This is a genomic window from Gemella sp. (assembly GCF_057272915.1).
Genome location: NZ_DBHIUF010000002.1, coordinates 79,155 through 95,122, shown reverse-complemented (window position 1 = coordinate 95,122; position 15,968 = coordinate 79,155). Strand labels below are relative to the sequence as shown.

Below are 15,968 nucleotides of genomic sequence, written 5' to 3'. Positions count from 1 at the left end.
TTTATGCTCCTTTCTTTTGAGAATCGTTATATAGATGTAAAAACATCTCGACCCTTGCATAATGATATTTTTTTAAACGGTCATTAACCCTACGAATTAAATCATAAGAATTATCTAGCTTCATAATCTCAGGTTCAATTTTTTTCAACATATATTTTGAAATAATATTTTTTTTCAATAATTCTTTTTCGTAAACCCAAAATTTTCGTTCAGCTAAAAATTTCTCATAAGCTTTATCTTGTTCAGATGTGTTAAATTGCATTTTAATCACTCCTTTCACTCATTATTGAATCTATCTCAACATCATCTACGATTAATTCAATAGTGAGTTTTGTTCTATTGGTATCAGCATCAATGGTATAACTGATTAACTTATCCAATTTAATATCATTCAAATAAAATTCATTGTTATTAATTGTAAATTTCATCTCCACTCCTCCTTTCTGCCTTATTAAATAAGGGGGTTTTTGTTTAGTTGTTAAACTTGCAAAAATGCAAGTTAGTTATTAAAAAAAATAGTGAACGTTTCTTCACGAGTTAAATTTAATGTTTTTCTAATTAAATTTGCTTCATCTACATAAAATCCACTAGAATTAATTTGATTAATCTTGTTAGAGAAACCATTTAATGTAATTCCTAGCATTTTAGCCATCGCTTCATACGTTATTTTATTTTTTTTCATTTTGACTTTTAGTAACTCGTAGTCCAAAATCTCACCTCCATTTCTTGCGTTTTTGCAATTTTTATTTTATAGCATATTTTAAAAACTGTCAATACTTTTTTGCAAGTTTTTTAATATTTTTTTAAAAAAACTTGCGTTTTTACAATAAAAATGTTAAAATTAAAATTGTAAAAAGGTGGTGGAAATAATGGATAAAAGTAACGTTGGACAAAGAATATTCAAAATTCGAAAAAAGAAAAAAATTACAAGAAAACAAATAGCAGATTTTTTAGACGTTCATGAAACGACTATAAAAAGATATGAAGATGGAACTACTAAAAAAATACCAACCGAAGTAGTAGAAAAAATCGCTAAATTCCTGAATGTTTCTATAGACTATTTAACAGGTTGGGAATACGAACCTCAACCAACCCAAGGCTTAAAAATCCCAGTCTTAGGAACAGTCGCAGCGGGAATACCTATCTCAGCTGTTGAGGATATTTTAGACTATGAGGAAGTACCACAATCGTGGGAAAATCAAGGAGAGTTCTTTGCTCTTAAAATCAAAGGAGATAGCATGGAGCCAAGAATGGAAAGCGGAGATGTTGTTATCGTAAAGCAACAATCAGATGCTAATAGTGGAGATACTGTTATTGTTTTAGTTAATGGGGATGATGCAACTTGTAAAAAACTTCAGAAGACTGACAATGGAATAATGTTAGTAAGTACTAATCCAAAATACCCACCTATGTTTTATTCAAATGATGAAATAGTAACTAAACCAGTTGTGATACTAGGAAAGGTTGTAGAGTTAAGACAAAAATATTAAGATAGCTTTACACCTGTTGAAAAATAAAATATTAAAGGAGATTAAAAAATGAAATCAAAAATATTATTAAATTCACTTATCGCAGGAGCTATATTAATTAGCGGATGTTCAAGTAGTAAGGAGGAGAAAAAGGAAGAAAGTAAAACAGAACAAACTCAACCTAAAGAAAAACTATCAGTTGAAAATATTAAATATGAAAACAGAAAAGATCCAGATATAAAATATGTTAGCTATGGAATAGTTAAATTAACTCAAGATGAGTGGAATAACTTAACACCAGAAAAAATTTATACATTTATCAAACAGTGGGTTGAAAAAAGAGATGCTTACCATCAAAAATCATTGATTATTTACAATGAGTCGACAAAAAAAGCGATTATTTCCTTAGGTACTGAGGAGACAGTCAACTATAGACCATTTGAAATTAACGTATCTCCAAAATCAAAATTTGATGTTTCTAATCCTACTACTACAATGTATGTATGGAACGGAAAAAACAAAACTTACAACCATGTAGAATCACAAGTTAAGCTTGACCTAACAAAATAAACCATATCGAATTCGATTAGTTTAAACAAAATAAAAAAACTCCCCCGTCCGCCAAGATAGTGAGAGTTTTTATCAACCGTAAGTCCATTTTGAGTATTAATATATCGCCATACATTAATAGGATTCTCAAAACTACTTAAGATGTGGAGCGAACCTCGCTCATTTAACTAATATTATACCATACACATCTTAAGTTTATCAAGAAAGGATGTGTATTTGTTATGCAAAAAAGACAACTTCCAAATGGAAAATGGCAATTTACAGAAGGATATAAAGATAAAGAAGGAAAATACAGACGAATTACTGTAATTAAGCCAAACAAAACACGAGCTTCGGAAAAAGAAGCATACGAGGAATTGCAACAAAAGATTAGAGAAAAACTAGAAGATAAAGTAGAGTTAAAAACTATAGGTTTCTATAAGGAAGAATTTTTAGAAATTAAAAAGAATTCTGTCAGCATCAACACATTAACCTCTTATGAGTTTTGTCTTAAATTACTAGAGGATGATTTATATCTCCATGATATCACTAAATTAAAGTATGAAAAGAAACTGATTGAGTATAGAGAAAAATATTCTCCTAGTCATGTTAAATTAATTAAAACTATCTTTAACATCTTCTTTAAATTTATTAAATCATACTATGTTCCAACATTTAACATTAATCTAGAATATACCTTATCTAAAGAAGATAAATTCAAAGAAAAGCAAAAGATTAAATATATAGAAACTAATAAAATTCAAGAAGTGTTAGAATCAATCACCCACCCTATTACCAAAGATTTTGTAACAGTTCAATTATTAACAGGTTTACGTGCTGGAGAATTGCTAGCAATAACACCTGAAGATATTGATATAGAAAATAAAACACTTAGTGTAAATAAAACTAAACACACTTCAGGAATCTTTACATCTCCTAAAACTTTATCCAGTATTCGTATAATTGAAATCGACGATAGAACCTTAAATATTTTAATGCGATATATGAGTGCGTCAGAGACTTTATTCGATACTAATCTTTCAACACTAAATCACAATTTAAAAAAAATAAAACTATCTACTCACATGTTCAGACACACTCACGTTGCACTACTAGTTGAAGCAGGAGTGCCTATTAAAGTTATTTCTGAGAGATTAGGACATTCAAAAATTGATACTACATTAGATATTTACACTCACGTTACTGAAAATATGAAACTAGACCTTAGAACAAAACTGGATAAGCTTTGCGCAGATATTACGCAAAAATAAAAACGAGCCTGTTAGATGCCTATTTAACAGGCTTTGTACAATTATAACATATAAAAAATAAAGGAGCTAATATCTAAAATTATGATTTCAAAAAATCAATTTATTGAATAACTCCTTTATTCTTCTATAAATATTTAATTGTTTAATTCTTATAATTTAAAAGTAAGAGGGTGACTCGACAAAATCGTGATTTCTTAAGAAACAAGATTTTGTCGAGTCAGCCCCGCACAGTTTATTAGATATCTAAAAAGCTTTTATAAAACATATTTAGATATCAATAAACCACTGCGTCTATCAGTTATAATATAAACTTTTTTAAAATCTAAAACTTTCGGTTTGGCTCAACCACTTACTTTTTTATTTTAAATCTTAGTTTTCTCAGATTCTAAATACTTTACTACAGGTTTCGCTTCATAAACTATTGTTCCTGCAGGAATACTATGTTTTACAACTGCATTGGCTCCTATTTTCGAATTTTTTCCAATTGTAATATTCCCTAAAACTTTTGCTCCAGCACCTATCATTACATTATCTTCTATCGTGGGATGTCTTTTAATTGGATCTAATGTTGTGCCACCTAATGTTGTGCCATGATACATCGTGACATTATCTCCTACTACGGCTGTTTCTCCTATAACTACACCCATACCATGATCAATGAATAGTCCTTTGCCTATTTTTGCTCCTGGGTGTATTTCTATACCAGTCTTACGACGTGCTCTTTTTGATAATAATCTAGCTGTAGTATGCCATCCTTTTTTATATAGTTTATGAGCAAAAAAATGATAATTAAGAGCCTTTATATGTGGATACGTAAGATACACCATAAGTTTTGACTCCGCTGCAGGATCATCTTTCAAAACTCTGTTTAGATTATAATTTAAATTTTCAAAATAGCTCATTACACTTCTACATATGTAACATCTTCGAAATCAAGTACTGATAAATATTTATCCACTCCATCCGGTAGGATTGTTACGATATTTTTACCTGGATATTTCTCAGCAGCCTTTTTAGCTCCAACTATCGCAGCCCCTGAAGAAATACCTATACCTACACCTGTTGAACGTAAGAAGTTCTTAGTCTCTTCGATTGCTTCTTCACTTGTTACAGTGTATACATCATCCATGTACTCTTTTCGGAAGTTTTCTGGAATAAATCCTGTTCCAATACCTTGGATTTTATGAGCACCTCCACGCCCTTCACTAATTGCTGGTGATTCCGCTGGTTCTACAGCAATCGTTACAACTTCTGGTTTTTGTTCTTTCAGATATCTTGCTACACCAGTAAATGTTCCTCCAGTACCAACTCCTGCAACAAAGACATCAATATTTGGAACTTGTTCTAAAATTTCACATCCTGTTGTTTTGTGGTGATATGCAGGGTTAGCAGGGTTATCAAATTGACTTAGAGAAATTGCATTGCTGTATTTTTTACGAATTGCAGCAGCTTTTTCGATTGACCCTTTAATACCTAATTCTTTAGGAGTTAAAATTAATTGTGCCCCATAGGCTTTAATAATATTACGTCTTTCAATACTCATACTTTCAGGCATAATTATAACAGCTTTTAAATCTAAAACTGAAGCTAAAATAGCCACAGCTATACCAGTATTCCCACTAGTCGGTTCTACTATAATAGTATCTTTATTAATAGCACCTTGAGACATAGCTTCTTCTAACATACCTAATACAGCTCTGTCTTTTACACTTCCTCCTAAGTTGTATTTTTCTAGTTTCACAAAAATATTTGTGTTATCTAATTGATATACGGGTGTGTTACCCACGAATTTTAATGATGTTGAAATCATAAAATCCCTCCTCTTCTGACTTATTAAAATAACTTTATTATTTGATTTTGATTATATCACATTTTCTTACTGAAAATAAAGTAATTAAACTAAAATTCTTCAACGTTTTCATCAGCTATATTTTAATTTTTTCTCAAAAAATCGAATAAGATTACTATGAAATATCAAAATATAAAACACGATAAGTTAACAAGTGAGAAATATAAATCTAAACAGTACTTGCAGTAATGAATTTACTAAAATCTAATTTTTATCAAATTACTCATATTAACTCTTATATAAATTTATAAAAAAGCGTAGAAAAGTTCAAATTTTTTTTTATAATTTTATCTAGAAAATAAATAAAAATATCTATATCTATAGCGAATAAGTCGAAATTAAAAATAAATCTAAACGATAAAATACTCTCTACATTCTTTGTGTGATTCTTTCACTACCTATTACCTTATTAAAAAACATTCCTGGTGACACGTATTTAGACTAAAAGCAAAAAAGGGAGTGACTCAAAAATCGTGATTTCATAGAAATCGATTTTGTCGAGTCACCCCCGCACAGGTTATTAGATATCTAAAAAGCTTTTATAAAGCGCATTTAGATATCAATAAACCACTGCGTCTATGAGTTATAATATACACTTTTTTAAAATTTAGAGCTTTTGGGTCAGCCATTTTCTTATGCATTCTTTTATTTAGAGTAGTTTGGACTTTCTTTTGTAATTTGAACATCGTGTGGATGAGATTCGATTAATCCTGCACCTGTCATACGAACAAATTGTGAATTTTCACGAAGTGCACGTAAATCACGTGAACCTGTGTAACCCATGCCTGCACGTAATCCTCCGATGATTTGGTAAATTGTTTCAGAAACAGCACCTTTATAAGGTGTACGTCCTTCAATTCCTTCTGGAACTAATTTTTTACCATCTTCTTGGAAGTAACGGTCTTTAGATCCTTTTTCCATTGCAGAAATTGATCCCATTCCACGGTATGCTTTAAATGTTCTACCTTGGAAGATTTCTAATTCACCTGGTGATTCTTCACAACCTGCAAACATAGATCCTAACATTACGGCATGTCCACCAGCTGCGATAGCTTTTACTACGTCTCCAGTATATTTAATTCCACCATCAGCGATGATTGTTTTTCCTAATTCACGAGCTACTGTCGCACAGTCATAAATAGCAGTTATTTGTGGTACCCCTACCCCTGCAACTACACGAGTAGTACAGATTGACCCAGGTCCGATACCAACTTTAACAACATCTGCTCCTGCTTCGAATAAATCACGAGCAGCTTCTCCAGTTGCAACGTTACCTGCAATGATATCTAAATTAGGATAGTTAGTTCTTAATGTTTTAACAGCATCTAATACACCTTTAGAGTGTCCGTGAGCTGTATCTACTACAATAGCATCTACACCAGCCGCTACTAAAGCATCTACACGTTCAACTGTATCGTTTGTAATTCCAACAGATCCAGCTACTAATAAACGTCCTTTAGCATCTTTTGCTGAGTTAGGATATTTTGCTAATTTTTCAATGTCTTTAATTGTAATTAATCCTGTTAATTTTCCTTCTTCATTAGTTAAGATTAATTTCTCAATTTTGTGGCTACGTAAGATTTCACTGGCCTCTTCTAAAGTAGTTTTCTCTGGAGCAGTAATAAGATGCTCTTTAGTCATTACTTCACTAATTTTAATGTCGAAATCAGTTAAAAATCTCATATCACGGTTAGTGATGATCCCTACTACTTTCATATCTTTTTCATTATTTACTATAGGTACACCTGAAATTCTGTATTGTTGCATTAACTCTTCTGCTTCATATACTAAGCTATCTGGTGTAAGGAAGAAAGGATCAGTTATTACTCCACTTTCTGAACGTTTAACTTTTCTTACTTCTTCAGCTTGTTCTTCAATGCTCATATTTTTGTGAATAACACCAAGACCACCTTCACGTGCCATCGCTATTGCCATTTTGTGTTCTGTTACTGTGTCCATTGCAGCAGAAATAACAGGTACTGATAATTTGATTTTCTCCGTTAAACTAACTTTTAAATCAACCTTCTTAGGTAAGATGTCACTTTTTGCTGGTACTAAAAGTACGTCATCAAATGTTAAACCTTCTTTTTGAAATTTATTTTCCCACATTTTATTAAAATCCTTTCTTATTTTTCATCATCAGATATATTAAATTTAACTTCATTATTCTCAAGAGAAGCAATTCTACATAAAGAACAAACATTTACATTTCTCTCGTCTAATAATTTTCTACCATCTTGGAAACTTTTCTCTACTAGAATGCCGACACCTACAGTTTCAGCCCCAGCTTGTTCTACTATTTCCATAAGTCCTAGAGTAGCTTGCCCATTAGCAAGGAAATCATCGACTATAAGAACTTTATCATCTTTATTAATGAATTTTTCAGAAACTACTATAGTATTAGTTATATTTTTAGTATAGCTATGAACTTCTGCAGTATACACATCGTTATTTTTCAAAGTAGATGGCTTACTCTTTTTAGCAAACACCATCGGTACTTTAAATAAATTAGCAACCATAATAGCTGGTGCAATACCACTTGCCTCAATTGTCAAAATCTTCGTTATTTTCTCTTTTTTAAAATACTCGTAAAAAGATTCTGCCATTTTCATCATTAAACCAGCATCGATTTGATGGTTTAAAAATGAATCAACTTTAAGGACATTATTATCATAAACTTTACCATCGGTAATAACCATTTCTCTTAGTAATTCCATAACTCCTCCTATATAAACTTTGAGTAATTTTATTTATGATACCAAACTTTCATTGAAAATTCAAGAGCCTAATGAAATGTTATTCATTAAGGCTCTTTATTCATAATATTATTTTAAATTGTCTAATAAGTCAGTTATTTCATTTTGAGAAAAATGATATTTTTCTTTACAAAATGCACAAACTAATTCTGTTGTCTCTTGTTTAGCGATATCTGCCAACTCTTCTTTACCTAATGTTACCAAAGCATCAGCATAGCGCTCTTTAGAACATGTACATTTGAACTCAACGTCATTCTTATGTAAGATACGGTAGTTTTCTTCTCCACCAAAGATAATATTCGCAATTTCTTCAGGCGTTTTCCCTTCATGAATAAGCGTAGAAATAGGCTTAATATTGCTAATTGCTTTTTCAATCTTAGTTATAGTTTCATTAGTGGCATTCGGAAGTACTTGTAGAATAAATCCACCTGCAGCTATTACAGAATTGTCAGTTTCTACTAATACCCCTAAAGATACTGCTGAAGGCACTTGCTCACTAGCAGCAAAGTAGTATGTGAAGTCTTCTGCAATTTCTCCTGATACTATCGGTGAGGTAGTTGTATACTTTTCATTTAATCCTAAATCACGCACTACTGTGATATTCCCACTACCTACTACTCCTTTTACATCAAGTTTTCCTTGTGCATTACTCGGAATATGAACTTGCATATTTTTTGCGTATGCTGTAGTTTCCCCAAGTTCATTTGATGAAGCGTATATAGTTCCTACAGGTCCATCTCCACGTACAGCTACATCAATTCTATCTCCACTCTTAAGCATAGCTCCCATCATAGTAGTAACCGTAGCAGTACGTCCTACTGCTGCAATTGCCGTTGGATACGCATCGTGTCTTTGTCTAATTTCTTCTACTAAATCTGTAGTTTTTGTCACAAAAAATCTAATTTCATCATTAAAGGCTAATCCTCTAATTAAATAATCTTTCATTAAAATTAATTCCTTTCAAATTCTTATACTTCTATAAATTTCTTACGATTTTCTATTATACATTTAATTTCTATTATTGTCTATTTATTTCATAGAAGCGACTCAAAAATCGTGATTTCTTAAAAAACAAGATTTTGTTGAGTCACTTTTTTAAAATTTACTACTTTTGGGTCAACCTCGCTAACTTAACTACATCTTCTCTTATTTATTATTATAATTTCTAATAAACTCATTCATCTCAGCTACACTATCAGTAAATAATGTTCTTTCTCTATCTTCTTTAGTTAAAAATCCTTCTTCAACCATCTTATCAAAGTATTGTTCCAGAAAATCATAATATCCATCAACATTCATTAAAATACACGGGGCATCTTTTTTTCCTACTCGAACCCATGAAATTACCTGTGAGATTTCTTCTAATGTTCCAGGACCTCCTGGCAGAGCAACAAATATATCACCTAAATCAACAAGCTTATCCTTCCTTACAGACATATCATCAACAATAATAAACTCATTAATACCAGTGTGACTAATTTCTCTATCTACTAAAAATTGAGGCATTATACCAATAACTTCACTATTATTTTCTAATACAGTATCAGCTATAACACCCATCAAACCTACTTTACCACCACCGTAAACTAGCGTGTAGTTGTTATCAGCAATCCATTTACCCAGTTCAATAGCATTTTCTTTATATGCTTCATTTCTACCATTATTAGCTCCACAAAAAACAGTAATTTTCATTATTACTAGCCTCCTTTTAAATATCTGATGAGTTATCTTTATTTATTTCATGTAAAAGATTTACCTTCCAAAACAAAGTGGTAAATCCTTAATATATAGAAAGTATTAATAATTATTATTTTTCTTTATTCATTTTATATAATTCAATAATACCTTTTAGCGTTAACTCTTCATCAACTACGTCAACTACATCACTATATTTGGCTATAAATTTAGATAAACCACCTGTTAACACTACTTTATAATCTTTATCTAAATCTTGTTTCAGATGCTTAATAATATTTTCAAATTGACCCAAGAAACCATAGAATAATCCCGCTTGCATCTGACTAGTTGTATCTAAGCCTAAAGAAGAATTTACAGCTTCAAATTCTACTCTTGGTAACTTAGCAGCTCTTGAATACAATGCTTCAGCACTAATATTCATTCCTGGACAAATAATTCCACCACGGTAATTCATATCTTCATCTACACAATCAAAAGTCGTCGCCGTTCCAAAATCAACTACAATAGCAGGCAAATACGAACTAACTTTCGCACCAACGATATCAACAACACGATCCGCCCCTAGCTTACTACTATAAGGTTCCGGAACTTTTATTCCGGTATTAATTTCCGCTGAAACAATAACCGGTTCTTTTTCAAAATATTTTTTACTCAGTAGTTCTAGAGCAAACATCATCTTTGGAACAACACTTGAGATAACTACGCCATCAAAATCTTCAAACTTTATCCCTTTATCAATGAAGAAATTTCGAATAATAACATAAAGTTCATCTTCAGTTTTGGTATTATCTGTGGCGATGCGCCAAGAATGAAGCATCTTATAATTACTACCAAATACTCCCAGTACAATATTCGTATTTCCAACATCTAATGCAAAAATCATCTACAATCTCCTATGATTAACTTATTTTAAGAATGATTATATTATACCACAATTATTCTAATGCAAATAGTAAAATACAAATATATTAGAGTCAATAAATTAAACTACTGGCAAAATTAAAAAAAGATTGTTGACTACCCTTTTAGCCAACAATCTTTTTTTCTATTATCTTCTTGATAACGATTCTCTATATTTAAGTGGTGTCATTTTCACTAGAGTTTTGAATATTCTAATGAAGTAACTTGTATCAAAATATCCAATATAATCAGCTACTTCTGAAATTGAAAAATCAGTATTCGCTAATAAATAACAAGCGTTAGAAATACGTTTATCATGAATATAATCTACAATACTAATCCCCATATCTTTGTTAAAAATTGAAGATAGATAACTCTTATTCACACCTAGATAATCACTTACATTATCTAAACTGATTTTTTCTGAAATACGGTCATTAATATATGCTATACAGTTACGCACTACAGCCTGTTTGTCTTTGTATTTATTTCTATCTACAAGTAAGCAATAGCTTCTAATAACGTCTTCTGATAAATCGTAGTTATCAAGTTTATTTTTAATCTTAACCCATAATTCTTCAATACCTAAATAATCATCATTATGTTGTTCTAAAGCATAGCGTAATAAATCATTCATATTATATGATTTTCTACGACGAACATTAACACCTTGTTCAATATGATTTTCTTCTACTCCGTGATTTCTTTGACGAAGATCGAACAGCATATTTACACGAGAAATATTCCCATCTACTACAGCTTCTAAGATTTCATGTTTAAACTTAACCTCACTCTCTAAAATTCCGTTTAAATATGTATTTTTTCTAGAAGCCGTTCTTCTTACATTTTTTACACTTGAATCTTCTATTAAGACAATTGCATCTAAGAAGTCTACATCTTCACTTTCTACTAATAATTCTATTAAATAGTTGAATTTCTTTCTTGGTGTGATTGGCAATGAAAAATATACATCACGAATTAATTCACTAATACTTGCACCATATTTAGTTAATGATTCTTGGAATAGTTTCGTCGGTATTAAATACTCTAAAAATGGAGTGATTAAATAGAATTCTTCTTCATTTTCACTTGGTATAAATAAACATGAAATCCCCAATCCACTTTGACATTTTACCAATTTACCTGAATGTAATCCTTCTTTAATTTTTGGTAAATTTCTCTTAATAAATCTACTGAAAATACTACTTAATTGCTCTTCTCCTAAGTTAAAGCGGATTTCTTCATCAGTATATTTATAAGTCAATACATCTCCATTTAAATCTAAAATATCCTTAATTCTCTCAATTTTTTTAAATGAACTTCTCATTTTACCTACCTCCTAACAACTTTTAATTTTAATCTATTGTAATATCTCGTCTTGCATTTACAATATATGAAATTGTAAAGAATACAACACTATATGCTACTAGCATGATAATTAATGCATTCGCATTATCAAACTTAAATACTTCCCTTACAGCATTTCGAGCTGCTTCATCTTTATAGTAATCACTAAATAATGGAACATCAAACATGTGGTATTTAGCCCATGAATACTTTGTAACAGCAAAGACTGTTAGACCTTGTATTAATCCAGTTCCTAAAAGTGACAGCATTACTAATACTAGTGATAAAATTTGTGTTTTAAATACTACACAAACTAATACAACCATAGCAACAAAGAAGATAAACACCGCTAAATCTGCTAAATTCGTAATGATTAGTTGTTTAGCAACTGTTCTACCAAAATACCCTTCTTCTATAGTATCCTTCAAGTGGTTTAAACCTACTTTTCTATCAAAAAACACATAGTATTTTGTTAAAAAGTCAAATACTGTTCCTACTACTAAGAAAATAATGTAGTTGATAAATGCTAAAACTATTTTCGCAGTAAGTATTGCAGAACGTGATTTTGGTTTTGTGTATAAGAATTTAATAGTTCCTTTTGAATACTCTTGAGATAGATTATTAGCTAACATAATTAGTGAGAATACCAAAGCAAGTGCAGCTGAAACTACTGTTATTCCACTTAATATTTTCACCGCATCAATACCATCTTCAAACTGTCTTTTTGTAAAGTAACTATTTAGTAAAATAATCCCAAATGATAGTAAGAAATATAGCCACGTAGTTTTCTTTTTATAATCTTTTATAAATTCATTTATTAGTAATTTCATTATTTTCTCTCCCCTCCTGTAATTTGTAGGAATCGATCCTCTAATGATGTATGTAATTCACGAATTGTATCTAATTCTACATTATTATTAACTAGATATGTAATAATACGAGCTTTTCCCTCACGGTCAAGATTTTCAAATACAAAGCCATCCTTAGTTAACTCATATTTAACACCTAGTTCTCTTACTAATCTTTCCGTTTTTTCTACATCGTAAGTTGTTATTAATGTTTTAATAATCTCATCTGCTACAAGATTTTCTAATTTGTCATCTGCTATGATTTTACCTTTTTCTATTACGATAACTCTATCACAAACTTTTTCGATTTCATCCAATAAGTGAGATGAAATTAATATTGAAACTCCTGTTGCTGCAATTTCTTTAAGTTTATTACGGAAGTCTTGCACTCCTTGCGGATCTAAACCATTTACTGGTTCATCAAGGATTAAAATTTTAGGATCATTAAGTAACGCTTGAGCTAATCCTAATCGTTGGCGCATACCTAGAGAATAAGTTTTAACTTTTTTTCTTATAACTTTTTTCAGTCCAACGAATTCTACTAACTCTTTCATTCGTGCTCTTGTTACTTTTTTACCACAAACGCGGGCACTTTGTTTTAAGTTAGACCACCCCGACATATAGTTATAAAACTCAGGTGTTTCAATCATCGCTCCAACTTCTTTAAGCATAGTAGTCTTACCTAAACCTAAAGGTTTCTCAAAGCAATAAATATCTCCTTTTGACACTTTAGTTAATCCAACCATCATTCTCATTATTGTAGTCTTACCACTACCGTTAGGACCTAATAATCCAATAATTTCACCTTCGTGCATGTCAAAAGTGATATCCTCAACAATTGTTTTTAAGCCAATACGCTTTTTCAATCCTAAAACTTCAAGAACTACTGGATTTTCTTCCACTTCTTCTTTTTTTACTTCTCTTACTTGTTCTTTTTCAACAGCATGCACTAGCTCATTTCTATCTAATACTACCGTTTCTGCATAAACATCTACTTCTTCTTTAACTGAAGGCATTATTACCGTCTCTTCATGATTTTTCTGCACATCACTTGTCTTTCTAGTGTAAGTAGAAGAATTTTCTATATCTACTTGTTTTCTAATTTTTTCAAGTAAACTTGCGTAATCCTCAGATTTTTTACTATTTCTTCCCAATTCATCACTACTTAATATGTCTTTATTTTTTTCTGAATTTGTCATTATTTGTAGAAGATTCCTTTCTCATAAATTTTCTTTTATATTATATCATATTTATACTATTATTTCCATTAAATAATGAATAATTATTTTTTATTTTACTACTTTCTTTCTTTACATATTACAAACCAGAATTTAAGATTTTTCTATTTATATAATTCCCTTTTTCTTATAAAAATTTGAAATCCCTATATAACAATATCAATAACATTTTCATTTATTTATATTTTCTTAAAATTTTGATTATACTTGTACATACATTATTATAAAAATTCTAAAAATTAATATATAACATTTGCAACCTTGTTATAAGTTTAATTATCACTAAAATCTATATTTGTTTTTATATTAACTTTCTGAAATGCTAAACTATAAAATTTATTATTACAGATATAATGTACTTTTTTTCATTTACATAACCTTATTAATAACCTATACTATAATCAAATCTAAATTACATTTAAATTTATGATATAATATAAATTGAGGTGAAATTATTATGAAAAAAGAACTTAGAAAAAAATTTATTATAGAACGAAATAAGCTAACAGAGAAATATAGAAGTGATGCATCATCTAAAATTTTTTCAAATCTTGAAAAAAATCAATTATTCGAATCTGCTGAGAAAGTATTTATCTTCGTTGGTTTTGGCAGCGAAATCGCAACCTTACCATTTATAAAAAAATGGATAAATAAAAAACAAATTTTTGTACCAAAAATTGATAACAAAACAATGAATCTAGTACATATTACATCTATAGATGATTTAGCTCCAGGGCATTTTGGAATACTAGAACCTACTAGTACCACTTACTACAATGAGGAGATTGATTTAGTAATTACACCTTCTATAGTGTTTGACAAAAAGGGTTATCGACTTGGCTACGGTAAAGGTTATTACGATAAATATTTCGCGACAAATAAACATAAAACTAGCATCGGTTTATCTTATGATAAATTACTTCAAGAAAAAATCCCTACTGAGAAACATGATAAAAAAGTGGATATTATAATAACAGAGGAGCAAACATTAATAATCAATGAAAGATATAATAATAACAACTAGTGTAAAAACCACCCTAGAATTAAATAACCAAGCACAAAAACTAGCTAATGAATTAAATTTAAACTATATCAAAAGAAATAAAACAACTATTAAACAATTACTAGAAACCGTAAGAGGTGTAATAGTTATTTATAAAAACAAACTTAGTTATTTCGAAAATGATTCAGAATTTTTCTTTCACTTAGATACAACTGTATTAAAAATAAAAAATTCGGACAATGAACCTTTAGTTGAGATAATTAGTAAAGAAAAACAAAGTGTTCTAGATTGTACGATGGGGCTTGCAGGTGACAGTATTCTACTAAGTTATTATGGACACAATGTTACTTCTATTGAGAAAAATAAGATTATACACCTAATAACAAGTACCGGACTTAAAAATTATATATCTCCTAATGAAGAAATAAACAAAGCTATGAGAAAAATTACAACTCATAACTACGATTGCATAGATTATTTAAAAAGAACTCCTGATAATGCATTCGATATAATATACTTTGATCCAATGTTTTCACATGATATAACTGAATCTAATAATCTAGACGGGATAACACCCCTTGCCGATACAACCTTCCCTTACGAAGAATTCTTGCAAGAAGCCACTCGTGTCGGAAAAGACAAAATAATTATTAAAGCTCACTTCAAAGACAACATATTTGAAAAATATAATTTCACTAGAATCGTAAGAAAAAACACTAAATTCCATTTTGGATTCCTAAATATAGACAAAAAACCAAAAATCAAGCATTAAAGCTTAATTTTTGGTTTTTCATTTTTCATTTCTTTTACCGCCTGATAACCATCATATCCAGTAATTTCTTTAAAATCACGATATAATGAATTTTCCTCAGATTTAGCGCGAACTACACTCTTAAAGTCTTTGTATGTAGCTTTAAACTCTGCTAATTCCACTCCTGATAAATAACATTCTTCTATTAAATCTAAAAATTTAATAATAATAGTTATCTCATCTGTATTATATAATATATAATCTATTGGATAGTTAAATTCCATACGCT

Annotated in this window: 19 protein-coding genes; 5 read left to right on the top strand and 14 right to left on the bottom strand. The window is 30.0% G+C overall.

Features of this window, described 5'->3' with window-relative positions; all coding sequences use genetic code 11:
• Window position 1 precedes the first annotated feature (1 nt).
• The 3 genes from ACO6OL_RS01315 to ACO6OL_RS01305 all read right to left on the bottom strand — a co-directional run bounded on the left by ACO6OL_RS01315 (window position 2) and on the right by ACO6OL_RS01305 (window position 709).
• A complete protein-coding gene (locus ACO6OL_RS01315) occupies window positions 2–262 on the bottom strand; it encodes a hypothetical protein (protein ID WP_485501855.1) in 261 nt (86 codons plus the stop codon).
• A gap of 1 nt (window position 263) precedes the next feature.
• A complete protein-coding gene (locus ACO6OL_RS01310) occupies window positions 264–428 on the bottom strand; it encodes a hypothetical protein (protein ID WP_485501854.1) in 165 nt (54 codons plus the stop codon).
• A 71-nt stretch (window positions 429–499) separates the two neighbouring features.
• Window positions 500–709, bottom strand: a complete 210-nt coding sequence (locus ACO6OL_RS01305; protein WP_485501853.1) for a hypothetical protein — start codon at window positions 707–709, stop codon at window positions 500–502.
• 160 nt (window positions 710–869) lie between these two features.
• Between ACO6OL_RS01305 and ACO6OL_RS01300 the strand changes: the two genes are divergently transcribed.
• The 3 genes from ACO6OL_RS01300 (at window position 870) to ACO6OL_RS01290 (ending at window position 3,289) form a co-directional block, all read left to right on the top strand.
• Entirely contained in the window at window positions 870–1,490 is a 621-nt protein-coding gene (locus ACO6OL_RS01300; protein ID WP_485501852.1) for a LexA family transcriptional regulator, read from the top strand.
• A gap of 48 nt (window positions 1,491–1,538) precedes the next feature.
• A complete protein-coding gene (locus tag ACO6OL_RS01295) occupies window positions 1,539–2,039 on the top strand; it encodes a hypothetical protein (RefSeq protein WP_485501851.1) in 501 nt (166 codons plus the stop codon).
• Window positions 2,040–2,260: 221 nt separating this feature from the next.
• Window positions 2,261–3,289, top strand: coding sequence for a site-specific integrase (locus ACO6OL_RS01290; protein WP_485501850.1), 1,029 nt, complete (start codon window positions 2,261–2,263; stop codon window positions 3,287–3,289).
• 362 nt (window positions 3,290–3,651) lie between these two features.
• Here the strand turns inward: ACO6OL_RS01290 and cysE are convergent, their stop codons facing one another.
• From cysE to ACO6OL_RS01240, 10 genes are all read right to left on the bottom strand, one after another.
• Window positions 3,652–4,191, bottom strand: coding sequence for a serine O-acetyltransferase (gene cysE, locus ACO6OL_RS01285; protein WP_314160006.1), 540 nt, complete (start codon window positions 4,189–4,191; stop codon window positions 3,652–3,654).
• Window positions 4,191–5,099 (bottom strand): PLP-dependent cysteine synthase family protein, encoded by a 909-nt coding sequence (locus ACO6OL_RS01280; protein WP_485501849.1) that lies wholly within the window; start codon window positions 5,097–5,099, stop codon window positions 4,191–4,193. Before ACO6OL_RS01280 ends, cysE begins: the two co-directional genes overlap by 1 nt.
• 684 nt (window positions 5,100–5,783) lie before the next feature.
• Complete coding sequence (gene guaB, locus ACO6OL_RS01275; RefSeq protein ID WP_485501848.1) at window positions 5,784–7,247, bottom strand: IMP dehydrogenase; 1,464 nt, start codon at window positions 7,245–7,247, stop codon at window positions 5,784–5,786.
• A gap of 17 nt (window positions 7,248–7,264) precedes the next feature.
• On the bottom strand, window positions 7,265–7,855 hold the full coding sequence (locus ACO6OL_RS01270) for a xanthine phosphoribosyltransferase (RefSeq protein ID WP_371454344.1): 591 nt from the start codon (window positions 7,853–7,855) through the stop codon (window positions 7,265–7,267).
• Window positions 7,856–7,963: 108 nt separating this feature from the next.
• Window positions 7,964–8,839 carry an Hsp33 family molecular chaperone HslO gene (gene hslO / locus ACO6OL_RS01265; RefSeq protein ID WP_485501847.1) on the bottom strand — a complete coding sequence of 292 codons (876 nt, stop codon included), beginning with the start codon at window positions 8,837–8,839 and terminating at the stop codon, window positions 7,964–7,966.
• A gap of 201 nt (window positions 8,840–9,040) precedes the next feature.
• The gene (locus tag ACO6OL_RS01260; RefSeq protein ID WP_314160011.1) at window positions 9,041–9,586 is read right to left on the bottom strand and encodes an LOG family protein; all 546 of its coding nucleotides are present in this window, start codon (window positions 9,584–9,586) and stop codon (window positions 9,041–9,043) included.
• 115 nt (window positions 9,587–9,701) lie between these two features.
• The gene (locus ACO6OL_RS01255) at window positions 9,702–10,475 is read right to left on the bottom strand and encodes a type III pantothenate kinase (RefSeq protein WP_314160012.1); all 774 of its coding nucleotides are present in this window, start codon (window positions 10,473–10,475) and stop codon (window positions 9,702–9,704) included.
• A gap of 165 nt (window positions 10,476–10,640) precedes the next feature.
• On the bottom strand, window positions 10,641–11,819 hold the full coding sequence (locus tag ACO6OL_RS01250) for a helix-turn-helix transcriptional regulator (protein WP_314160013.1): 1,179 nt from the start codon (window positions 11,817–11,819) through the stop codon (window positions 10,641–10,643).
• A 28-nt stretch (window positions 11,820–11,847) separates the two neighbouring features.
• On the bottom strand, window positions 11,848–12,669 hold the full coding sequence (locus ACO6OL_RS01245) for an ABC transporter permease (RefSeq protein ID WP_314160014.1): 822 nt from the start codon (window positions 12,667–12,669) through the stop codon (window positions 11,848–11,850).
• Window positions 12,669–13,886 carry an ABC transporter ATP-binding protein gene (locus tag ACO6OL_RS01240; RefSeq protein ID WP_314160015.1) on the bottom strand — a complete coding sequence of 406 codons (1,218 nt, stop codon included), beginning with the start codon at window positions 13,884–13,886 and terminating at the stop codon, window positions 12,669–12,671. The genes ACO6OL_RS01245 and ACO6OL_RS01240 overlap by 1 nt, the downstream gene beginning before the upstream one ends.
• Before the next feature lie 496 nt (window positions 13,887–14,382).
• Between ACO6OL_RS01240 and ACO6OL_RS01235 the strand changes: the two genes are divergently transcribed.
• On the top strand, window positions 14,383–14,949 hold the full coding sequence (locus tag ACO6OL_RS01235) for a 5-formyltetrahydrofolate cyclo-ligase (protein ID WP_485501846.1): 567 nt from the start codon (window positions 14,383–14,385) through the stop codon (window positions 14,947–14,949).
• Window positions 14,924–15,700, top strand: a complete 777-nt coding sequence (locus tag ACO6OL_RS01230; protein WP_485501845.1) for a class I SAM-dependent methyltransferase — start codon at window positions 14,924–14,926, stop codon at window positions 15,698–15,700. The genes ACO6OL_RS01235 and ACO6OL_RS01230 overlap by 26 nt, the downstream gene beginning before the upstream one ends.
• Here ACO6OL_RS01230 and ACO6OL_RS01225 read toward each other — a convergent pair.
• A complete protein-coding gene (locus tag ACO6OL_RS01225; protein ID WP_314160018.1) occupies window positions 15,697–15,963 on the bottom strand; it encodes a UPF0223 family protein in 267 nt (88 codons plus the stop codon). The two genes, ACO6OL_RS01230 and ACO6OL_RS01225, sit on opposite strands and share 4 nt — an antisense overlap.
• Between the last annotated feature and the right edge of the window lie 5 nt (window positions 15,964–15,968).